General features: G+C 37.3%; 19 protein-coding genes. 15 read left to right on the forward strand and 4 right to left on the reverse strand.

The window, feature by feature from the left end; genetic code table 11:
* The first annotated feature begins 14 nt into the window (after positions 1–14).
* The 9 genes from BMF77_RS00960 (at position 15) to BMF77_RS01005 (ending at position 6,618) form a co-directional block, all read left to right on the forward strand.
* Positions 15–824 carry a pentapeptide repeat-containing protein gene (locus BMF77_RS00960; RefSeq protein ID WP_148759915.1) on the forward strand — a complete coding sequence of 270 codons (810 nt, stop codon included), beginning with the start codon at positions 15–17 and terminating at the stop codon, positions 822–824.
* Between the two features lie 56 nt (positions 825–880).
* Positions 881–1,111 carry a hypothetical protein gene (locus tag BMF77_RS00965; RefSeq protein WP_148759917.1) on the forward strand — a complete coding sequence of 77 codons (231 nt, stop codon included), beginning with the start codon at positions 881–883 and terminating at the stop codon, positions 1,109–1,111.
* 25 nt (positions 1,112–1,136) lie between these two features.
* Positions 1,137–2,480, forward strand: coding sequence for an AAA family ATPase (locus tag BMF77_RS00970; protein WP_148759919.1), 1,344 nt, complete (start codon positions 1,137–1,139; stop codon positions 2,478–2,480).
* Complete coding sequence (locus BMF77_RS00975) at positions 2,477–3,220, forward strand: retron system putative HNH endonuclease (RefSeq protein WP_148759921.1); 744 nt, start codon at positions 2,477–2,479, stop codon at positions 3,218–3,220. The genes BMF77_RS00970 and BMF77_RS00975 overlap by 4 nt, the downstream gene beginning before the upstream one ends.
* Before the next feature lie 319 nt (positions 3,221–3,539).
* Entirely contained in the window at positions 3,540–4,058 is a 519-nt protein-coding gene (locus tag BMF77_RS00980) for a hypothetical protein (protein WP_148759923.1), read from the forward strand.
* Positions 4,059–4,187: 129 nt separating this feature from the next.
* Positions 4,188–4,811 carry a 4Fe-4S single cluster domain-containing protein gene (locus tag BMF77_RS00985; RefSeq protein ID WP_148759925.1) on the forward strand — a complete coding sequence of 208 codons (624 nt, stop codon included), beginning with the start codon at positions 4,188–4,190 and terminating at the stop codon, positions 4,809–4,811.
* Between the two features lie 416 nt (positions 4,812–5,227).
* Positions 5,228–5,377, forward strand: a complete 150-nt coding sequence (locus tag BMF77_RS26395) for a hypothetical protein (RefSeq protein ID WP_168204373.1) — start codon at positions 5,228–5,230, stop codon at positions 5,375–5,377.
* A complete protein-coding gene (locus BMF77_RS00995; RefSeq protein WP_148759927.1) occupies positions 5,367–5,969 on the forward strand; it encodes a hypothetical protein in 603 nt (200 codons plus the stop codon). Before BMF77_RS26395 ends, BMF77_RS00995 begins: the two co-directional genes overlap by 11 nt.
* Positions 5,970–6,360: 391 nt before the next feature.
* Positions 6,361–6,618 (forward strand): type II toxin-antitoxin system Phd/YefM family antitoxin, encoded by a 258-nt coding sequence (locus BMF77_RS01005; protein WP_148759929.1) that lies wholly within the window; start codon positions 6,361–6,363, stop codon positions 6,616–6,618.
* A gap of 183 nt (positions 6,619–6,801) precedes the next feature.
* On the opposite strand, the gene BMF77_RS01015 is transcribed toward BMF77_RS01005, so the two are convergent.
* Positions 6,802–7,065, reverse strand: coding sequence for a tol-pal system YbgF family protein (locus BMF77_RS01015; RefSeq protein WP_210422275.1), 264 nt, complete (start codon positions 7,063–7,065; stop codon positions 6,802–6,804).
* A gap of 60 nt (positions 7,066–7,125) precedes the next feature.
* Positions 7,126–8,922: a molybdate ABC transporter permease subunit gene (gene modB, locus BMF77_RS01020; protein ID WP_148759931.1), complete on the reverse strand. Its 1,797-nt coding sequence runs from the start codon at positions 8,920–8,922 to the stop codon at positions 7,126–7,128.
* Positions 8,923–9,107: 185 nt separating this feature from the next.
* On the opposite strand from modB, the gene BMF77_RS01025 reads away from it, so the two are divergent.
* Positions 9,108–9,317 carry a molybdopterin-binding protein gene (locus BMF77_RS01025; RefSeq protein WP_148759933.1) on the forward strand — a complete coding sequence of 70 codons (210 nt, stop codon included), beginning with the start codon at positions 9,108–9,110 and terminating at the stop codon, positions 9,315–9,317.
* Between the two features lie 133 nt (positions 9,318–9,450).
* On the opposite strand, the gene BMF77_RS01030 is transcribed toward BMF77_RS01025, so the two are convergent.
* Entirely contained in the window at positions 9,451–9,825 is a 375-nt protein-coding gene (locus BMF77_RS01030) for a hypothetical protein (RefSeq protein WP_148759935.1), read from the reverse strand.
* Between the two features lie 481 nt (positions 9,826–10,306).
* On the opposite strand from BMF77_RS01030, the gene BMF77_RS01035 reads away from it, so the two are divergent.
* The 3 genes from BMF77_RS01035 (at position 10,307) to BMF77_RS01045 (ending at position 13,324) form a co-directional block, all read left to right on the forward strand.
* Positions 10,307–11,440 (forward strand): substrate-binding domain-containing protein, encoded by a 1,134-nt coding sequence (locus tag BMF77_RS01035; protein WP_148759937.1) that lies wholly within the window; start codon positions 10,307–10,309, stop codon positions 11,438–11,440.
* A 284-nt stretch (positions 11,441–11,724) separates the two neighbouring features.
* A complete protein-coding gene (gene nifH / locus BMF77_RS01040) occupies positions 11,725–12,699 on the forward strand; it encodes a nitrogenase iron protein (protein WP_148759939.1) in 975 nt (324 codons plus the stop codon).
* A gap of 253 nt (positions 12,700–12,952) precedes the next feature.
* The gene (locus tag BMF77_RS01045) at positions 12,953–13,324 is read left to right on the forward strand and encodes a hypothetical protein (protein ID WP_148759941.1); all 372 of its coding nucleotides are present in this window, start codon (positions 12,953–12,955) and stop codon (positions 13,322–13,324) included.
* Between the two features lie 125 nt (positions 13,325–13,449).
* On the opposite strand, the gene modA is transcribed toward BMF77_RS01045, so the two are convergent.
* The gene (modA, locus tag BMF77_RS01050) at positions 13,450–14,244 is read right to left on the reverse strand and encodes a molybdate ABC transporter substrate-binding protein (protein WP_148766727.1); all 795 of its coding nucleotides are present in this window, start codon (positions 14,242–14,244) and stop codon (positions 13,450–13,452) included.
* A gap of 270 nt (positions 14,245–14,514) precedes the next feature.
* On the opposite strand from modA, the gene BMF77_RS01055 reads away from it, so the two are divergent.
* Positions 14,515–14,772, forward strand: a complete 258-nt coding sequence (locus BMF77_RS01055; protein WP_148759943.1) for a hypothetical protein — start codon at positions 14,515–14,517, stop codon at positions 14,770–14,772.
* Positions 14,773–14,852: 80 nt separating this feature from the next.
* On the forward strand, positions 14,853–16,634 hold the full coding sequence (locus tag BMF77_RS01060; protein WP_148759945.1) for an iron uptake porin: 1,782 nt from the start codon (positions 14,853–14,855) through the stop codon (positions 16,632–16,634).
* The last annotated feature ends 20 nt before the right edge of the window (positions 16,635–16,654 follow it).

The following is a 16,654-nucleotide window of genomic DNA, read 5'->3' on the forward strand; positions in this document are numbered from 1 at the left end:
AGTAGGAATAAAAAATGGCAAATCAGCAACATCTCAATTTATTACGATCAGGTGCAGTTACTTGGATAGAATGGAGAAACAAAAATCCCCACATTGAAATTGATCTTAGCAGTGCAAATCTACTAGGAGAAAACCTGCGGGGGGCAAATCTTCAAGGAGTAAATTTGAATAAAGTAAATTTAGCTCACGCTTTATTAGTGCGAACTAATTTTAGTCATGCTAATCTCAGTAATGCTATTTTTTATCAAGCTAAATTAATTGAAGCTAATTTGAGTAAAGCTAACTTGAGTATTGCTAATTTGAGTGGTGCAATCTTGACACAGGCTGATTTAAGTTTTGGCAACTTTATTGGTGCTGATTTAAGTGGTGCAAATCTAGAAAATGCTATGATTAATGATGCAAATTTAATTGGTACAGATTTGCAAAATGCTAATTTAAAAGGTGCTGATTTATCAGCGTCCCAACTTATTCGTAGTAATCTAGGTTTTGCAACTTTAATGGCAGCTAATTTAATTACTGCTAATTTGAGTGAAGCGAATTTATATGAAGCAGAATTAATGACTGCTCAACTTTATCAAGCCAACCTCCATAAAGCTAATTTAACAAAAGCTCATTTAGGAAACGCATTTTTATCTAAAGCAAATTTAACAGAAGCAAATTTAACAGAAGCAGATTTAAGTTGGGCAAATTTAAAAGGTGCAAATTTAGCAGGAGCAAATTTAAAAGGTGCAACTATTAGGGGGGCAAATTTTCAGGGTGCAAATTTGAAAGGGACGATTTTAGAGAATAACTTAGAATTATTAACACCAAAGAAATGCAATTAACGGTAACGAGGTAATATGTTAAAATAAAATCAACTGTAACACACCAAATTGATAATATGAATGCTCATAAAATCGAAACTGCTTTAACTGAAGATGGAACTTTGGTATTAAAAGGTTTGCCTTTCCATGCTGGTGATGTTGTGGAAGTGATTATTTTACAACCTCAAACCGCACAACATCAAATTAAATCTCTAGAAACACAAAATACCAATCTTTATCCTTTACAGAATACTCAGCCTTACCGCTATGATGATCCTACTGAACCTGTAGCTTTAGAAGAAGATTAGTAATTTTATCAAGAAAAATAAATCAATGCACATTCAAAAAATCATTATCAAAAACTTCCGCTGCTTCGAGCATTTGGAAGTTAATTTAGATCCCGATATTAATATTTTTGTTGGCAATAATGGCTCAGGTAAGAGTGCGTTATTGGATGGTATTGCTGCGGCAATGTATCCATATGTAGTTGAGATTCAGAAAATTGTAGGCGAAATACAAGAAAATTCACCTGTTTTTCAACGAGATTTACCAGCTAAAAAAGAAGGTGGTGAACAAAAAACTCAAGCAGAATTCACTGTATCATCTACTAGTTTTCCTGACTGGAAAATGTTTTATAAAAAACCTCCTACTGAAAATGATAACAAACGGATAGAGATAGATTTTGTAAATTCTATTGATTTAATAACCTCACTTAAATCATCAAGATATGAACGTTTTTATTCCGCAATACAACAACAATATGATAAACTCAATAACGATCCAACATCTGAGCTTTTTATAATAGCTTATTATAAAGGTGATCGATACTTAACTAATATTGGAGATGTTGAAACTATTTCTAATCAATCATTTAATAGATTTGGTGCTTTGAATAATGCCTTTGATGCAACAGCTAATTTCACAGATTTAGCTACCTGGTTTTTTGTGCGTGAGTACGAAGAATTAAGAGAGGGAAGAAATCGCAGAGATATTAACTTTGAACTTCCTGATTTGAAGCAAGTACGAAATGCCATTTCTACTATTATTGCTCCCAATGCTCGCGTTTATTTTTCAGGTGCGAACAATGCAAAATTGATGGTTGAGTGGACAATGGAAACAGGAGAGAAAAGAGAACTTTTACTAAGTCAATTAAGTGCAGGTTATCGTAATATGTTAGCCTTGGTAATGGACTTTGCGCGACGTTTAGCTCAAGCAAACCCACACATGGAAAACCCGTTAGCAGCAGAAGCAATTTTGATGATTGATGAGTTAGATTTGCATTTACATCCAACTTGGCAACAAAATATTATTCCTGATTTTAAAAAAGTATTTCCCAACACTCAAATTATTGCCACTACTCACAGTCCTGAAGTTGTGACAACAGTTAAACAAAATCAGGTGAAGATATTAGAAGATTATCAAATAAAGGAATGTCCATCACCTACCAAGGGAATGAAAAGTTCAGATATTGTCAGATATGTTTTAGGGTTGAGTGATTTAAGACCAGATACAGAAGAATCAAGAACACTGACACAGCTTTTTGAAGCAATTGATAATGGTCAATTAGAAGAAGCAAAACGCCTTAAAAAAGAATTACAACACTGGGAATCTTTTGATCCAGATATGACTAGAGCAGATATGCAAATCCGCCGCTTAGAACGGAGGAATGCGGTATGAAAAAAGTGCTGAAATCCCCAGAACCAGAGGAACTTAAAAACTATAGAGAGCGATTTTCTTCTCAATTTAAACGATGGAATGATTTAAAAAAGAACAAAGAAACTTTAAATGCAATTCGTAAAACTTTAGCATCTGATCAAAAAGGACTTTGTGCTTATTGTGAAATGTCTCTTCATGAAAACAATCGCTCTGTTGAGCATTTTATCCCCTGTAGAGAATCAGCAAAAGAAAATAACCATGATCTAGATTGGCAAAATATGTTAGGTATCTGTCGCCCTCCAGGCGGAGTAGAAGATGATCATGAGCAAAATTCAAAATTACTCAAGTATTCCCGTTGTTGTGGTCACAAAAAAGATGGTTTTATCCCTGATGGTAGATTATTAAATCCTCTGAATTTACCAACATTATGTTTATTTCAATTCAGTAGTTTAACTGGTGAAATTAAACCTGATGAAATCGCTCGTTTAAAAGCTGGTATTCCTATTGAAAATATTCATTTTACTATTGATCAACTTGGACTTAATGTTACAAGATTAAAAGATCAACGATTAGCTGTAATTGACGAAATAGAAAAAGAACTTGATGATGAAAGTATTGATATAAATGATTTAGAAGAGAAAGTTGCAGCAGAATATTTTGGTAATGGTACAGGTAATTGGCCTCGGTTTTTTACAACTATTCGCTGGGTTTTAGGTGCAGGTGCGGAACGACACCTGATGAATATTTCTTATTCAGGTTAAGATTATGAACAATAAGATCCCCGACTTCTTAGAGAAGTCGGGAATCTGACTCGTGCGAAGAGATGTCAAAAAGATGTTTATTGAGCAACATCTGATTAAACAAAATAAAATCTGCGCTTTCATCTATCTAGAGAAATAGATTTTAGTTTGTAATTAATCTAAAATTAACCTATTGATAAAAAAGCTCTTTTTTTTGAACAAAGCTGTAATTTTTGGAAAAAGTCTGATAGATTATCGGTATTGAGTTTTGCATTCTCACTCTCATCTAAGAGAATTTTATCAACTCAATTCCCTGTTATTAATTTAGTTGGTGCATATTATGGATATCTTATTTGTTCACGGTGAAGAAAGTAAAAACATCATCGGATGTTATGGAAATATTGAAGGAATTGCGGCTGTGGTTGTCACAGTATTTCCAGACAATAGCAAGTACGAAATTATTGATTCTGTGTTCCGTCGTCGTCTGGGATTGAAGCCAACTGCTGATGATTTGCTAGAATTGGCTAACACCCATAAAGTTAAATATATTATCAGCAATAAACTCATGGAAAATGTTTACCATGGGGGAACATTAGAAAAAAATTATGAGTTTCCTGTCGAGATTCAATGGGAAACCAATGAAATTAATGTTGAGAAATTGCTATTTTTAACCGAATGTTATCTCAATGAAGGGAGGTTAAATTTAGCTGCTAATGTCGAAAACGTCATAGAAAAAGAATTACGGTCTTTCGATCTCCAAAAATGTCAGGATTATGGTCAAGCCAGCCACAGACTATTTGCATTCTTTCATGCTATCTCTGCTGCGCGTTCATCCACTCCCTCCTGGGCAAAATCTTAAGATAACTTAAAGGTTGATTACACAAAATAATCAATCTTTAAAAAAGCTTATAATTTCTTTCTCCACACTTTTTCAGAGTCTCGCTATATTAGCAAGTAATAGGAAAAGTTGAAAAGGAGTTGACAAAAGATGGAAACCAAGCCCATGAACCCATCTCTAGGACTCGCGGACATTCCCCCCGGTTATCTTAACATTATGGGTTATGTTGACCAATCAGAAGTTAATGGCCCTGGTTGTCGGGCTGTGGTCTGGGTACAAGGCTGTAACCGTGAGTGTTCTGGTTGCTTTAATCCCGACTCCTGGGCATTTGAGATTAATGATTTAGTGGCTATTGATACCCTAGCTGAAAGTATTCTCAAAAATCCCCAGAATACAGGTGTAACTTTTTCCGGTGGTGAGCCATTTTGGCAAGCACCTGCATTAACAATTCTAGCGAAAAAGTTAAAAGCAGCGGGTTTAAATGTCATGTCTTTTACTGGTTTCACTCTTCAACAATTACAATCTAATTCTGCCCCTCCAGGTGCAAAAGAATTGTTAGCAGAATTAGATATTTTAATTGATGGTCCTTTTGTCAAATCTCTAGCAGTTAATTCTCCTGATTCTCCCGTTTCTTCTAGTAATCAAAAAGTCAATATCTTTAACCCAGAATTTGCAGATAAAATTACTTGGGCTAGTGATCAAATTGAAGTTCACATTCTCAAAGATGGAAATCGTATTGTCACAGGTTATCAAGGTTTATTGGAATTAAGTTAATTTTAGGGAGGCTGGAAATCAAGATAATCAAGATATATTTTTCAGTCTCTCCCATTTATTAGAAAACCATCAATAAAATTAGTTATAGTCAAGAAAAGGTAAGTTGTACAACTTATTTAGAAGAATCCCTCTTGTCAGCAGCAGATAGTCCTCTGGTTTTATATTTAGATAATAATGTAAGCTATCTCTAAACAGGCGATCGCATTTTGGAGATGTAGGAAATGCGATCGCACTTCCGATAAAGCGGCTTTTTTTAATCAGCTAAAATACTCAAAATCTTGATATTTTTCTACGCCTTGTCCGTGTTCTCCTGTGCGGACAGCCTGACAGATTCTACGTTGGCGGATTTTATTTGCCTTTGATCCTCAGCGACAGGCTATTTTGTTGGTTGGAGGCAATAAGTCAGGTAATAAGCGGTGGTACAAGGAAAATATTCCCATCGCAGATCAACGCGATGTCTAGGACGGGCTACGTTACGCCCCTCAATTTCCCATTATCAAGGCGATCGCTTTTCGGTAAAATATCTTTATATTACCAATTATCGAGAAAACTTTTATGCCTTATAGTAAATTTACTTTGAGTAAAGCTGTAGATGATTTTCAACTGACAATTGTTGAAGGCGATCGCTTTCTACCAGAGATTTCCCCATTTAATCCGAGTTCTTTGCTCAAAGACACATTGAAAGAAACCATACCTTGGGCAGTTGCAGTAGGTAGTGAAAAAGCGCGTTCTGAAGGCATTATCAATCCCGTTTTACTAGAAGTCAAACGTCAGCTTCATGGACAAATTAGTGTCTTTTCCGGCGAAGAGTTCAACGTGCAGCCAGAGGTTGATTTGACGGGTTATGTTGATTTTCTGATTAGTCGCTCTCCAGAGCAATTGTATATTAAAGCCCCGGCAGTGGTTTTGGTGGAAGCGAAAAAAGAAGACCTAAAACCAGGACTGGGACAATGTTTAGCCGAAATGGTAGCAGCACAACGCTTTAATCAACAGAAGCAGCAGCCGATTTCCACAATTTACGGAACGGTGACAAGTGGTACGGTTTGGCGGTTTCTCCAACTAGAAGGACAAACAGTAACCATTGACTTGAATGATTATCCAGTACCACCAGTTGATCAAATTTTGGGCTTTCTAATTTGGATGTCCCAGAATGGCTGAGGTAGGCGTTGGGGTTGTTGGGTCAGGAAGTAGCGATCGCTTTGGTAAAATGACTTTGATGAAAGATAAGTGATCGCTCTTGGGGATAAGTAGGGCGATAGCGAAGCGCTCCGCAGGAATCGCCTTAGAGGGTGTTTGAAAAGTTTTGAATGTATAGACTGACCCCTCTCCAAACCTCTCCCCTTGCAGGGGAGAGGCTTTAAAACCCCCATTCCCTTGCAGGGAAGGGGGGCAGGGGGGTTAGGTTTTTGGAGATTACTGGTTTGATATAATACTTTTCAAACAACCTCTTATCCCTACAGGGAAGCAAGCTACTTTTAATCTGAAAGGTAAGTTACGCTTTGGAAAGATTAAGCTATAATAGACAAATATAATATTCAAAGTAACAACTATGTCAACCAAAACACTGGATATTCAACAATTACAAATCAGCGTTAGTCAATTACTCTCCTTGATTCAAAATGACCAAGAAATAGTAATTACTGATGGGAATACTCCCATTGCTAGATTAACTCTACTTAATTCTATTGAGCCAAATGTCTGGGAATCAAAAAAGACTCCACTTCCCGGATTAAATTTAGGTGCAATGGTTATGAGTGATGATTTTGATCAACCTTTATCCGATGAATTTTGGTTGCAAAATCCATGAAATTACTGTTAGATACACATACTTTTATTTTTTGGGATAGTCAGCCATCAAAACTGTCTCAAGGAGTCTTAGAGCTATTGACGAATAAAGATAATCTTAGATTATTGAGTGTTGTTAGTCTCTGGGAAATACAAATTAAACAGCAGTTAGGTAAACTAACATTAAATAAAACTTTAGAAGACATTATAGCCTCTCCAAAATTCCCTCCACCTCCCCACGCACGGGATACAACAACTGCTGACTCAACGCACCTTCATAAGCCCGTCTAGCCCCTGATTTATCCCCCAAAGCCACCAAAGCCCTCCCTAACCAATAATCAGCCGCCGCCGGATTAAACGCCTCCTGACATTCCTCACAAGCTACTTCCCACCATTGTTTACTAGCCTTAACATCCCCCAGCACTTGGTAACTCGCCCCTAGCCACACCGCCACAGGTACGGATTGCAAATAACCCCCCTGCTGGTAAAAAAGGCCATTTCCCTGTAGTCAAGAATAGCTACAGACTATTTACTCCATTAAAAGTAACCGAGAAGGTTCTAAATGCACATACCAAGGAAAAGATTGATCTTGAATATTTAGCCATTTTTCTTTATAAATTTCCCCTTGTAAATGATAATCATTGGCATGATTACCAACAGAATGTAATTTAAGAAATACTGTCATTCTATGAGGTGTTTCACTGGTACGAACTAAATAACAAGGAAATGTATTTACTTGCTGAGGATCTTTTGTAAAAATCAAATGGTGAGCGCGAATACCAACATGAGATAATTTTGCAGGAATTTTTTCTCTAACTTCCAGAGTACAACCCCAATCAATTGCTTCTATCTGTTGAGGTGATAAAGTATTAGCACGGGAAAAGTTTTTACAACCAGTAAGTTGAGCAACATTTACACTAGCAGGATGTTGAAATATCTCATATTTAGAACCATGATGAGCTTGTTTTCCCTGTTCTAATACTAACAAATTGGGACATAGGCGATAAGCCTCTTCCATATTATGAGTCACAAACAAAGTTACACCAGAATAATCATCCAGAATTTCTGTAACTTGTTGTTCTAATTGACTGCGTAAATGGGTATCAAGTGCCGAAAATGGTTCATCTAAAAGTAATGCTTCTGGTTTACTAGCCAAAGCCCTAGCTAATGCTACCCGTTGCTGTTGTCCCCCAGAAAGTTGGTGCGGATAGCGATCGCCAAATCCTTGTAATTGCATGGCTATTAATTGCTTTTCTACCTCTTCTTTAGCATTTAGATATTTCGGTAAACCAAAAGTGATATTTTGCGCCACAGTCATGTGTGGAAATAAGGCATAGTTTTGGAATAAAAAACCAATCTGTCGTTGATGAATAGGAATATTAATGTTCTTTTCTGAGTCAAATAATACTCTACCATTTAAAATTATTCGTCCTTTATTCGGTGTTTCTATCCCCGCTAGACAACGCAAAATCATACTTTTTCCTGCCCCGGAACTTCCCAATAATCCTAATGGTTGATTGTCAGTATTAAAGGCAACTTGTAGATAAAAGTTGTCTAGTCTTTTTTGAATATCTAAAACTAAACTAGATGTAGAGGAATCAATTAATAAAGAATCAGATTTACTTGCTAATTTTATTTGCTTTATTGGTAATTTTGTGAGTTTGCGTTTATCTGGAAATTCTTGCCATAAATTAGCTATAATAATTCCTGAAAGAGAAACAATCATAATTACAATTGACCAAAACCAAGCTTCATTCATTGCCCCCGCTTCCACAGCAAAATATATTGCCATTGGCATTGTTTGAGTTTGTCCAGGGATATTACCTGCTAACATCAAAGTTGCCCCAAATTCACCCAAAGCCCGCGCAAATGCTAAGGTAGTGGCAGCTAAAATCCCAGGAAATGCTAGGGGTAAACTAATCCGCCAAAAAATTGTGAATTCTTTTGCACCCAACGTTCTCGCTACTCGCAGCAGATTGGCATCAATTTGGCTAAAAGCTCCCAGTGCAGTTTTATACATCAATGGGAAGGAAACTATTGTAGCAGCGATCGCCGCACCATACCAAGTAAACACAATTGTGGTATCAAACGGTTCTAGCAGTTTACCAACCGGACTATTTTTACCAAAAAATAGCAGCAGTAAAAATCCCACCACAGTAGGTGGTAGAATCAACGGTGCAACAAATATCCCCTCAATTAAAGATTTGGCTTTACCGCGATATCCCAACATCCAATAAGCGGCAGATATCCCCAAAAAGAAAGTGATAAACGTTGCGAGTAAAGCCGTTTTCAACGATATCCAAAGCGGTGATAAATCCTGTGGCATGATTTTTAAAGTTTGACTACATAGTTAAATTGATTTGGGTCAATTTAGTTGGTATTATACCTTGAAATAGCAATATTTCAGGACAATGCTACCAAAAATTTTGGTAAAAATCTTAAACGTTGTGAATTTATTTGATACTGCGACTATTTTTCATGTATGATTAAAATTTTACAGGAAAATTGAAAATGCAAGTTAGTGCGCGTAATGCTCTGAAAGGGATTGTAAAACAAATTGCCGTTGGTTCTGTGAATACAGAAGTAACAGTAGAAATTGGCCCAGGTGTAGAAGTAACAGCAATCATTACTAAATCATCAGCAGAAAATCTCAACCTTGTTGAAGGTAAAGAAGTATATGCAATCGTTAAATCAACTGATGTAATAATTGCTATTGATTAGAGTATTTGGTTGTGTCTAATAATGTAGAGACATTATAATAATGTAGAGACGTTCCATGAAACGTCTCTACATGGATTTTAGAAATCAAATATAATTACTAGAAATACCAGAGTAATTATCAATACTCGTCTTTTCATCTATCAGGAACATCATCTTCTGGTAAGATGTCAGATATATTTACCATCCAGGGAATACCATTATTAACTGGTGAAATAATGCTAATCTTTGCCTCGTTAGCAAACCGTTTTAACGTTTTGGCAAAGTAGGGGAAAGTAGTCATAATATTTTGGTAACTTTCAATATCATTACACACCATAATTAACATCAAAATACCACTATTGATTTTGAAATACCAATGACAACTAGATAATGAAATGCGTACCGTACTATTACAAGCTAGAAAAAATCTCTGTTTAGTTACTTCTTCCAATTGACAGAGTAATATTTCACTGATTTGCGTAATTTTAGAAGAAGGCAAATCATCTGGAGATAGATATGGTTTAGTCATAAGAATAGGGAATAGAGAATAGAGAATAAGAAATAGGGATTAATTCTGTAAATCCTTAAATCTTGATGCAGACAATAATTGTTGAAAATCTTTTCACTTGCACATAAAAAACCTTCATGGTTAACGGTGCGTTATAGAAATCATCAAAACCGAATTTTATGAAGAAAACTGTATTTTTTACTACTATTGATCAAATTAATTGGTAAATACACAAATTTTCAGCTAATTTCAAATCCTGAAAAGCTTTCATTTGCAAGTATTACAGCCATTACCAACTAAATAAAAATTACTTTTTTGCAAAATATTTTGCAAATAGCAAGCAAAATAGCTAAATGTTGTGATATTGTTTTTATATGGGGAATCAAGAGAGCGAAAGCACAAAAATCATCCAAACAGAAATGATATATATTAACCGTGCTTTTGCCTTGGCCGATTTTTAGTTAAATCCGCTGCGGCTTTGATAAATAAAGAGATAAAGCCAATGAAGCAGGATAGTAGCCTCCGTAATAACTTGAAGTCAATTAGAACCCGGTTAGCCATGAGTCAACAAGACTTGGCAAACATAGCGGGTGTAACTCGTCAAACTATTAGTGGTGTAGAGTCGGGACAATATGCTCCCTCAGTTGAGATTACACTGCGTCTAGCTAAAGCATTGGGCTGTCAAGTTGAGCATCTATTCTGGCTAGAGCGAGATTTACCGGAAATTGAAGCCATTATTGCCAAACCTGTTGGCGATGTCCAACAACTAAGAGTTAGTTTAGCACGGGTAGGAGGTCAATGGATAGCTTATCCCTTAATTGGTAAAGATGCCTTTCGCCAAGACATGATTCCCGCTGATGGTGAGGCTCACAGACAGAGTAACACAGATAAATTGCGTGTCCGACTCCTCGACGATAATATGGACTCGCTTTATCACACCGTCGTTATTACTGGGTGTTCCCCTGTGATTTCTCTTTGGGCTAGGGCTACCGAACGTTGGCATCCGCAATTGCGGGTACAATATAACTTTGCTAATAGTATGTCTGCATTGCAAAGTCTATGCAGAGGTGAAGCCCACATTGCGGGAATGCACCTATATGACCCAAAAACAGACGAGTATAATACTCCCTTTGTGCGCGAGGCTTTGGCTGGAAGAGAAGCCGTTCTCATCACTTTAGGCGTTTGGGAAGAGGGACTGATGGTAAAATCTGGTAATCCCCAGGGAATCAGCAGTTTAAGCGATTTGGTGAAAATGGGAGCAACTATTGTTAACCGAGAAGTAGGTTCTGGTAGTCGTTTACTTTTAGAACAAACTTTAGAAAAGGAACAAGTTTCATCTCATGATCTTTCAGGCTTTGATCATATCATTACCAGTCATCAAGATGTTGCCCAAATCATAGCTTCTGGATTTGCAGACGCAGGTATTAGTACGGCATCCGTAGCCGCAGCTTTTGGGTTAGGATTTATCCCTGTTCGTCAATCACGGTACGACTTAGTAATTCTCAAGGAATATTTGGAAGAAACACCAGTACAGCAATTATTAAGTACCTTGGGACATCCTCTAGTTCACTCTCAATTACAAATTCTTGGCGGCTATGATATTAGCAAAATTGGGGAAGTTGTCGCCACTGTTTAGGTTTTTGGTGTTGTTAAGTGAAAGTATGAATGGTTTCGCGCAAAGATACAAAGGAGCAAAGGCGCAAAGGTAAGAGTTTGTAAGGGCGGGTTCACTCGCGTCGGGATAGTTTAACTCGTCTTTACTTTACTTATTAGTTCTTGGTCTGAATAACCAATAAAAATTTCCCAAAACTGTCAATATGTTCAGGATTTTTCACCTGTTTGCGGTGGAACGCGCACCTCCTGCGAAGTTCTACACGCCCTCACTTTTCATGATCATAAATTCACCAAATAGGAGATATTATGTCCGACTCAAAAATTAGACAAATCGCTTTCTACGGTAAAGGCGGTATCGGTAAATCGACTACTTCCCAAAATACTTTGGCTGCTATGGCGGAAGTTGGTCAACGCATCTTGATTGTTGGATGTGATCCTAAAGCTGATTCTACCCGGTTGATTCTCCACTGTAAAGCCCAAACCACTGTGCTGCACTTGGCTGCGGAACGAGGTTCAGTGGAAGATTTGGAACTGGAAGAAGTGGTAATTACAGGTTTTCGGGATATTAGATGTGTGGAATCTGGTGGGCCTGAACCTGGTGTGGGTTGCGCTGGTCGGGGTATCATTACCGCTATCAATTTCTTAGAAGAAAACGGTGCATACCAAGATGTAGATTTCGTATCTTACGACGTATTAGGGGACGTTGTGTGTGGTGGTTTCGCCATGCCTATTCGAGAGGGAAAAGCCCAAGAAATCTACATTGTTACCTCTGGGGAAATGATGGCGATGTTTGCGGCTAATAACATTGCTCGCGGTGTTCTTAAATATGCTCACACTGGTGGTGTGCGTTTGGGTGGTTTGATTTGTAATAGTCGCAAAACTGACCGAGAAGAGGAATTAATTAGCACACTTGCGGCTAGATTAAGTACCCAAATGATTCACTTTGTCCCTCGTGACAATATCGTGCAACACGCAGAATTGCGCCGCATGACTGTTAATGAGTACGCACCTGATAGTAACCAAGCTAATGAATACCGGACATTAGCCAACAAGATTATCAACAATACTAATTTCGCCGTTCCTACACCTATTGAAATGGACGAGCTAGAAGATTTGTTGATTGAATTTGGTATTCTGGAAAGTGAAGAAAATGCTGCTAAATTAACAAATGCTGCCAATGCTCAAGCGGACGCTGCCAAAAAGCAAGAAGACGCTGAAGGAGAAGCACTAGAAGCACTGAAAAAAGGCGATGTAGAAATTGTTTCTGGCGGTAAAAACTAGAAGCACTCACTTTCCCTGAATAAAGAAGCAATAGCAGCTTCTATTAATATGTAAAAAGTGGACTATAAAAGTCCACTTCCCCCCCATTATCTCCCTTGTGTAGCTGATTCATAAATAACTCTATATAGTTTAGTCTCTTGTTTCCTCGTTCTATTGGTTGGTTGTTAGGGAATGGTAAATTATTCTGAGTTTCCCATTCCCTTTTATCTGCTATACAAAAATTGACCAAACTTCCTTTCCTACTTTATCAGCCATGAATCCATATTCTCTGTCTCCAGATGATTTACCTCCATCTCGGATTACACAAATTGATGCAATGCTAATTAGAAATTTAGAAGAAGTTATTGCTAACCACTTTTATGTAAACTGTGGTCTTATTCTCCAAGCTTTATTATCAAGGTGTCATTGGTATGTAGTCACTAATTCAAGCTATTTTATTTTAATTATTATTTGTCCTGATAGAGAAATGTATTGGCATATATTCTATGCTATTCCTAATATTGCTAAAAAGTTAAAGTCGTTTTCTCATCAGGCAATTATCCGTTTGTGTCCTCCTTTTGAGAAGGGTACACCTTGGGAAATTGGAGTTAGTGAAATATCTGCTTATAAAGGATGGTTTAATTAATAAATTTTAATTTTTATTTAAATCCCTTATTAAATCGTGAGTAAGATCCCCGACTTCTTTATTTAATCCTCTGAATAAATGATGATTGCTTGTCAGAAGTCGGGAATCTGAAATTTCACCTATGATTAAGGCAAAATAAACCCATATTTCTTAAATACAGTTTTAGCTTGATTGCTAGATAAAAATTGAGAGAATTCTTTAGCAGCATCAACATTTTTGCTACGTTTAACAACTGCTAATGGATAAATAATGGGAGAGTGGTATTTTTCATCTGCCGTAACTACAACTTTTACCTTATCAGAGATTTTGGCATCAGTTATATAAACTAAACCTGCATCAGCATTCCCACTTTCTACAGATGCTAAAACTTGACGCACGTTATTAGCAAAAACCAGTTTTGATTTAATCTCTGACCAAATTTTCAACTTTTCTAATACTTGTTGTGCGTATTGTCCTGCGGGTACACTTCTCGGTTCACCAATAGCGATTTTTTTAACTTTCGCATCTTTGAGACTGTAGAAACTGGTGATACCAACAACATTTTTAGGTACTACCAAAACTAACCGATTTTTAGCAATTATATTCCGAGTCCCTGGAACTAAAAGTCCTTTTTGTTCTAAAGCATCTACTTGTTTTTTAGCCGCAGATATAAAAATATCCGCCGGCGCACCTTGTTCGATTTGTTGCTGTAATGCACCGGAACTACCAAAGTTATAATTAATGTTGACGTTTGGTTTACTTTGTTGGTAGAGAGGTTTAATTTCTTCCAGTGCCTCTTTTAAACTAGCAGCGGCGGATATGAGTAAGTTGTTATTAGATTGTGCTGATACAGGAGAAGAAGTCAGGATTGGTAAGCCCATAACCAGTAGTAAAGTAGCTAATGCTGTCGCTATTAAAACTAGTAGCTTTCTTCTTTTGATTGGCAAACTGGACTGAGAGAAATTTTTATTCATGGAATTGACACTCGGTATACTTTTACCAAGATTACCATAATATTTACCAATATAACTGGTAAATATTTCCTGACAAAAATCTACCTGTGAAGATTATTAATCTCAAATATTGTGTCGTAAGCTACTTTTTTTCCAATAGAGCTAGAGGATACTTACCAATTAAGTTGGTTGTTGTGTGGCTCTAAAATTCTCTTGGGAAAAAGAGCTTTTTTTACTAGCTGATGGATATAAACAGCAATGGCAAAAGATTCTGATTTTTTAACTAATTTAACTGATTTTCTCTATCCTCGCCACAAATATCGTGGTCAATTTAAGCCAGAGTATTTGGTTTTTAACTCTAATTTACAGGAATTTTCTCAACGGGTAAGCTATATTTGTAGCCTGCAAACTGCTGGTAAGCTGTCACCAGAGGATGCTTACACTCAAATTAAAATGCTTTGGAAGCAATTAAAAACTGCTAAAAAACAAATTTTACCAACTCCGAAAAATTTGTAGTCTTTGCTACAAAATACCAAGTTAATTGGTATTAATATGTACCTGTTAAGTTGGTATTAAAGATTTGAGGTGTGAGGTAAATGTCTACTTTTCTACGAAATTCACTGTGGATAACTCCGTTATTGATTGCAGCTAATACAATTACAGCTAAGGCTATAGAAATTGATACCAACCTCACTAATTTGCAGGTAAAAGACGGTATAGTTGCGGAAACTCAGCAAAATTCTCACTCGGAAATAGAGCAGGTAACATCTGTTTCCCAACTTTCAGATGTGCAACCGACAGATTGGGCTTTTCAGGCTTTGCAATCTCTAGTTGAACGCTATGGTTGTATTGCGGGATACCCAAATAGCAGTTTCCGGGGCAATCGAGCCATAACGCGCTATGAATTTGCAGCGGGTTTAAATGCCTGTTTGAATAGGGTTCAAGAATTGATTGCCACCAGTACGGCTGATCTGGTGAAAAAGGAAGATTTAGACACTCTGCAAAAACTGCAACAAGAATTTGCTGATGGATTAGTAGAAATACGAGGCAGAATAGATGGCTTTGAAAGTCGTACTGCTACACTAGAAAGTCAACAGTTTTCCACTACTACCAAGTTGAATGGGGAAGTAATTTTTGCTCTTGGGGGTGTGTTTGGTGGAGATAGGGCGCTAAATTCTGACCAGTGGAGAACAATTAATAATACACCTGCGGGAGTAGCCAGAGAAACCGCGAAAAACACTGCCTATGGAGCAGGAGGTCGCCGTTTACAAGATAATACAATTTTTAGCGATCGCATCCGCCTGAATTTGGTTACTAGTTTTACAGGTAAAGACCAGTTGTTTACTCGCTTAGAAGCCAATAATTCTATTGCTTTTAACTCACCAGTCAGCGGTACGAACATGACTCGGACATCCTGGGATTCTACCAACGATACTACCAACAGTGTCCAAATGGGCAAATTGTATTATCGGTTTCCGGTAGGAGATAAAATCAATGTGATTGTTGATGCCATTGGTGGTGAATTTTACGACAACTTCAACACCATTAACCCCTTATTATCTTCAACTCCTATCGGTTCACTGTCACGCTTTGGTCGCTTTTCTCCTATCTACCGTGCCAGTAATACCAGTTCGGCAAGTAATACAGGTTCGGGTGTAAGTGCTGTCTTTAAATTAAGTGATAAAATTACCTTGTCTGGGGGTTATCTTGCTAGAAGAGGTAGTGATCCAAGTGCTGGAAAAGGCTTATTTGATGGTAGTTATGGTGCATTAACCCAATTAGCATTCCAGCCTAATAGTAATTTAACCCTTGGTTTGACCTATGCACATTCTTATCTCAGAGGTGCTAATAATGATGGTGATGTTGTGGTTTCTGGGTCCTATGGTAGTGCTTTTGCCAATAATCCCTTTAACTCTAGTGCCACTAATCCAGTGAACACTACAACGAATCATTACGGACTAGAAACCAGCTATCGTGTTCATCCTAAACTGGCATTTGGTGGTTGGGTTGGGTATACGCAAGCCATAGCTGAAAATAGTTCTGGTGCTAATGTGAATAGGGGAGATAAAGCAGATATTTGGAATTGGTCTGTTAACTTAGCTTTCCCAGATTTAGGTAAAAAAGGTAATTTGGGTGGGATAATTATTGGTCAACCACCGAAAGTTACAAGTAATGATTTTGGTCCAGCGGTTCTCACTTCTACTAGCAACCGTCGTCTGGATAGTGATACTTCTTTGCATCTAGAAGCACTATATCGTTATCAAGTTAATAACAACCTCTCTATTACTCCTGGTTTGATTGTCATCTTCAACCCGGAGGGTAATAGTAATAACGACACCATTTATACAGGACTCCTCCGCACCACATTTCGGTTTTAATGCAATTTTGGAGACTTCCA

Source organism: Dolichospermum sp. UHCC 0315A (assembly GCF_008121535.1).
Classification (GTDB): Bacteria; Cyanobacteriota; Cyanobacteriia; order Cyanobacteriales; family Nostocaceae; genus Dolichospermum; species Dolichospermum lemmermannii.

Coding starts and splice junctions, on each gene's coding strand:
- BMF77_RS01060 (WP_148759945.1), top strand. CDS start 14,853: ATGTCTACTTTTCTACGAAATTCACTGTGGATAACTCCGTTATTGATT.
- BMF77_RS01045 (WP_148759941.1), top strand. CDS start 12,953: ATGAATCCATATTCTCTGTCTCCAGATGATTTACCTCCATCTCGGATT.
- nifH (WP_148759939.1), top strand. CDS start 11,725: ATGTCCGACTCAAAAATTAGACAAATCGCTTTCTACGGTAAAGGCGGT.
- BMF77_RS01005 (WP_148759929.1), top strand. CDS start 6,361: ATGTCAACCAAAACACTGGATATTCAACAATTACAAATCAGCGTTAGT.
- BMF77_RS01030 (WP_148759935.1), bottom strand. CDS start 9,825: ATGACTAAACCATATCTATCTCCAGATGATTTGCCTTCTTCTAAAATT.
- BMF77_RS00985 (WP_148759925.1), top strand. CDS start 4,188: ATGGAAACCAAGCCCATGAACCCATCTCTAGGACTCGCGGACATTCCC.
- BMF77_RS00970 (WP_148759919.1), top strand. CDS start 1,137: ATGCACATTCAAAAAATCATTATCAAAAACTTCCGCTGCTTCGAGCAT.
- BMF77_RS00975 (WP_148759921.1), top strand. CDS start 2,477: ATGAAAAAAGTGCTGAAATCCCCAGAACCAGAGGAACTTAAAAACTAT.
- BMF77_RS00980 (WP_148759923.1), top strand. CDS start 3,540: ATGGATATCTTATTTGTTCACGGTGAAGAAAGTAAAAACATCATCGGA.
- BMF77_RS00995 (WP_148759927.1), top strand. CDS start 5,367: ATGCCTTATAGTAAATTTACTTTGAGTAAAGCTGTAGATGATTTTCAA.
- BMF77_RS00965 (WP_148759917.1), top strand. CDS start 881: ATGAATGCTCATAAAATCGAAACTGCTTTAACTGAAGATGGAACTTTG.
- BMF77_RS00960 (WP_148759915.1), top strand. CDS start 15: ATGGCAAATCAGCAACATCTCAATTTATTACGATCAGGTGCAGTTACT.
- BMF77_RS01055 (WP_148759943.1), top strand. CDS start 14,515: ATGGCAAAAGATTCTGATTTTTTAACTAATTTAACTGATTTTCTCTAT.
- modB (WP_148759931.1), bottom strand. CDS start 8,922: ATGCCACAGGATTTATCACCGCTTTGGATATCGTTGAAAACGGCTTTA.
- BMF77_RS01035 (WP_148759937.1), top strand. CDS start 10,307: ATGAAGCAGGATAGTAGCCTCCGTAATAACTTGAAGTCAATTAGAACC.
- BMF77_RS01025 (WP_148759933.1), top strand. CDS start 9,108: ATGCAAGTTAGTGCGCGTAATGCTCTGAAAGGGATTGTAAAACAAATT.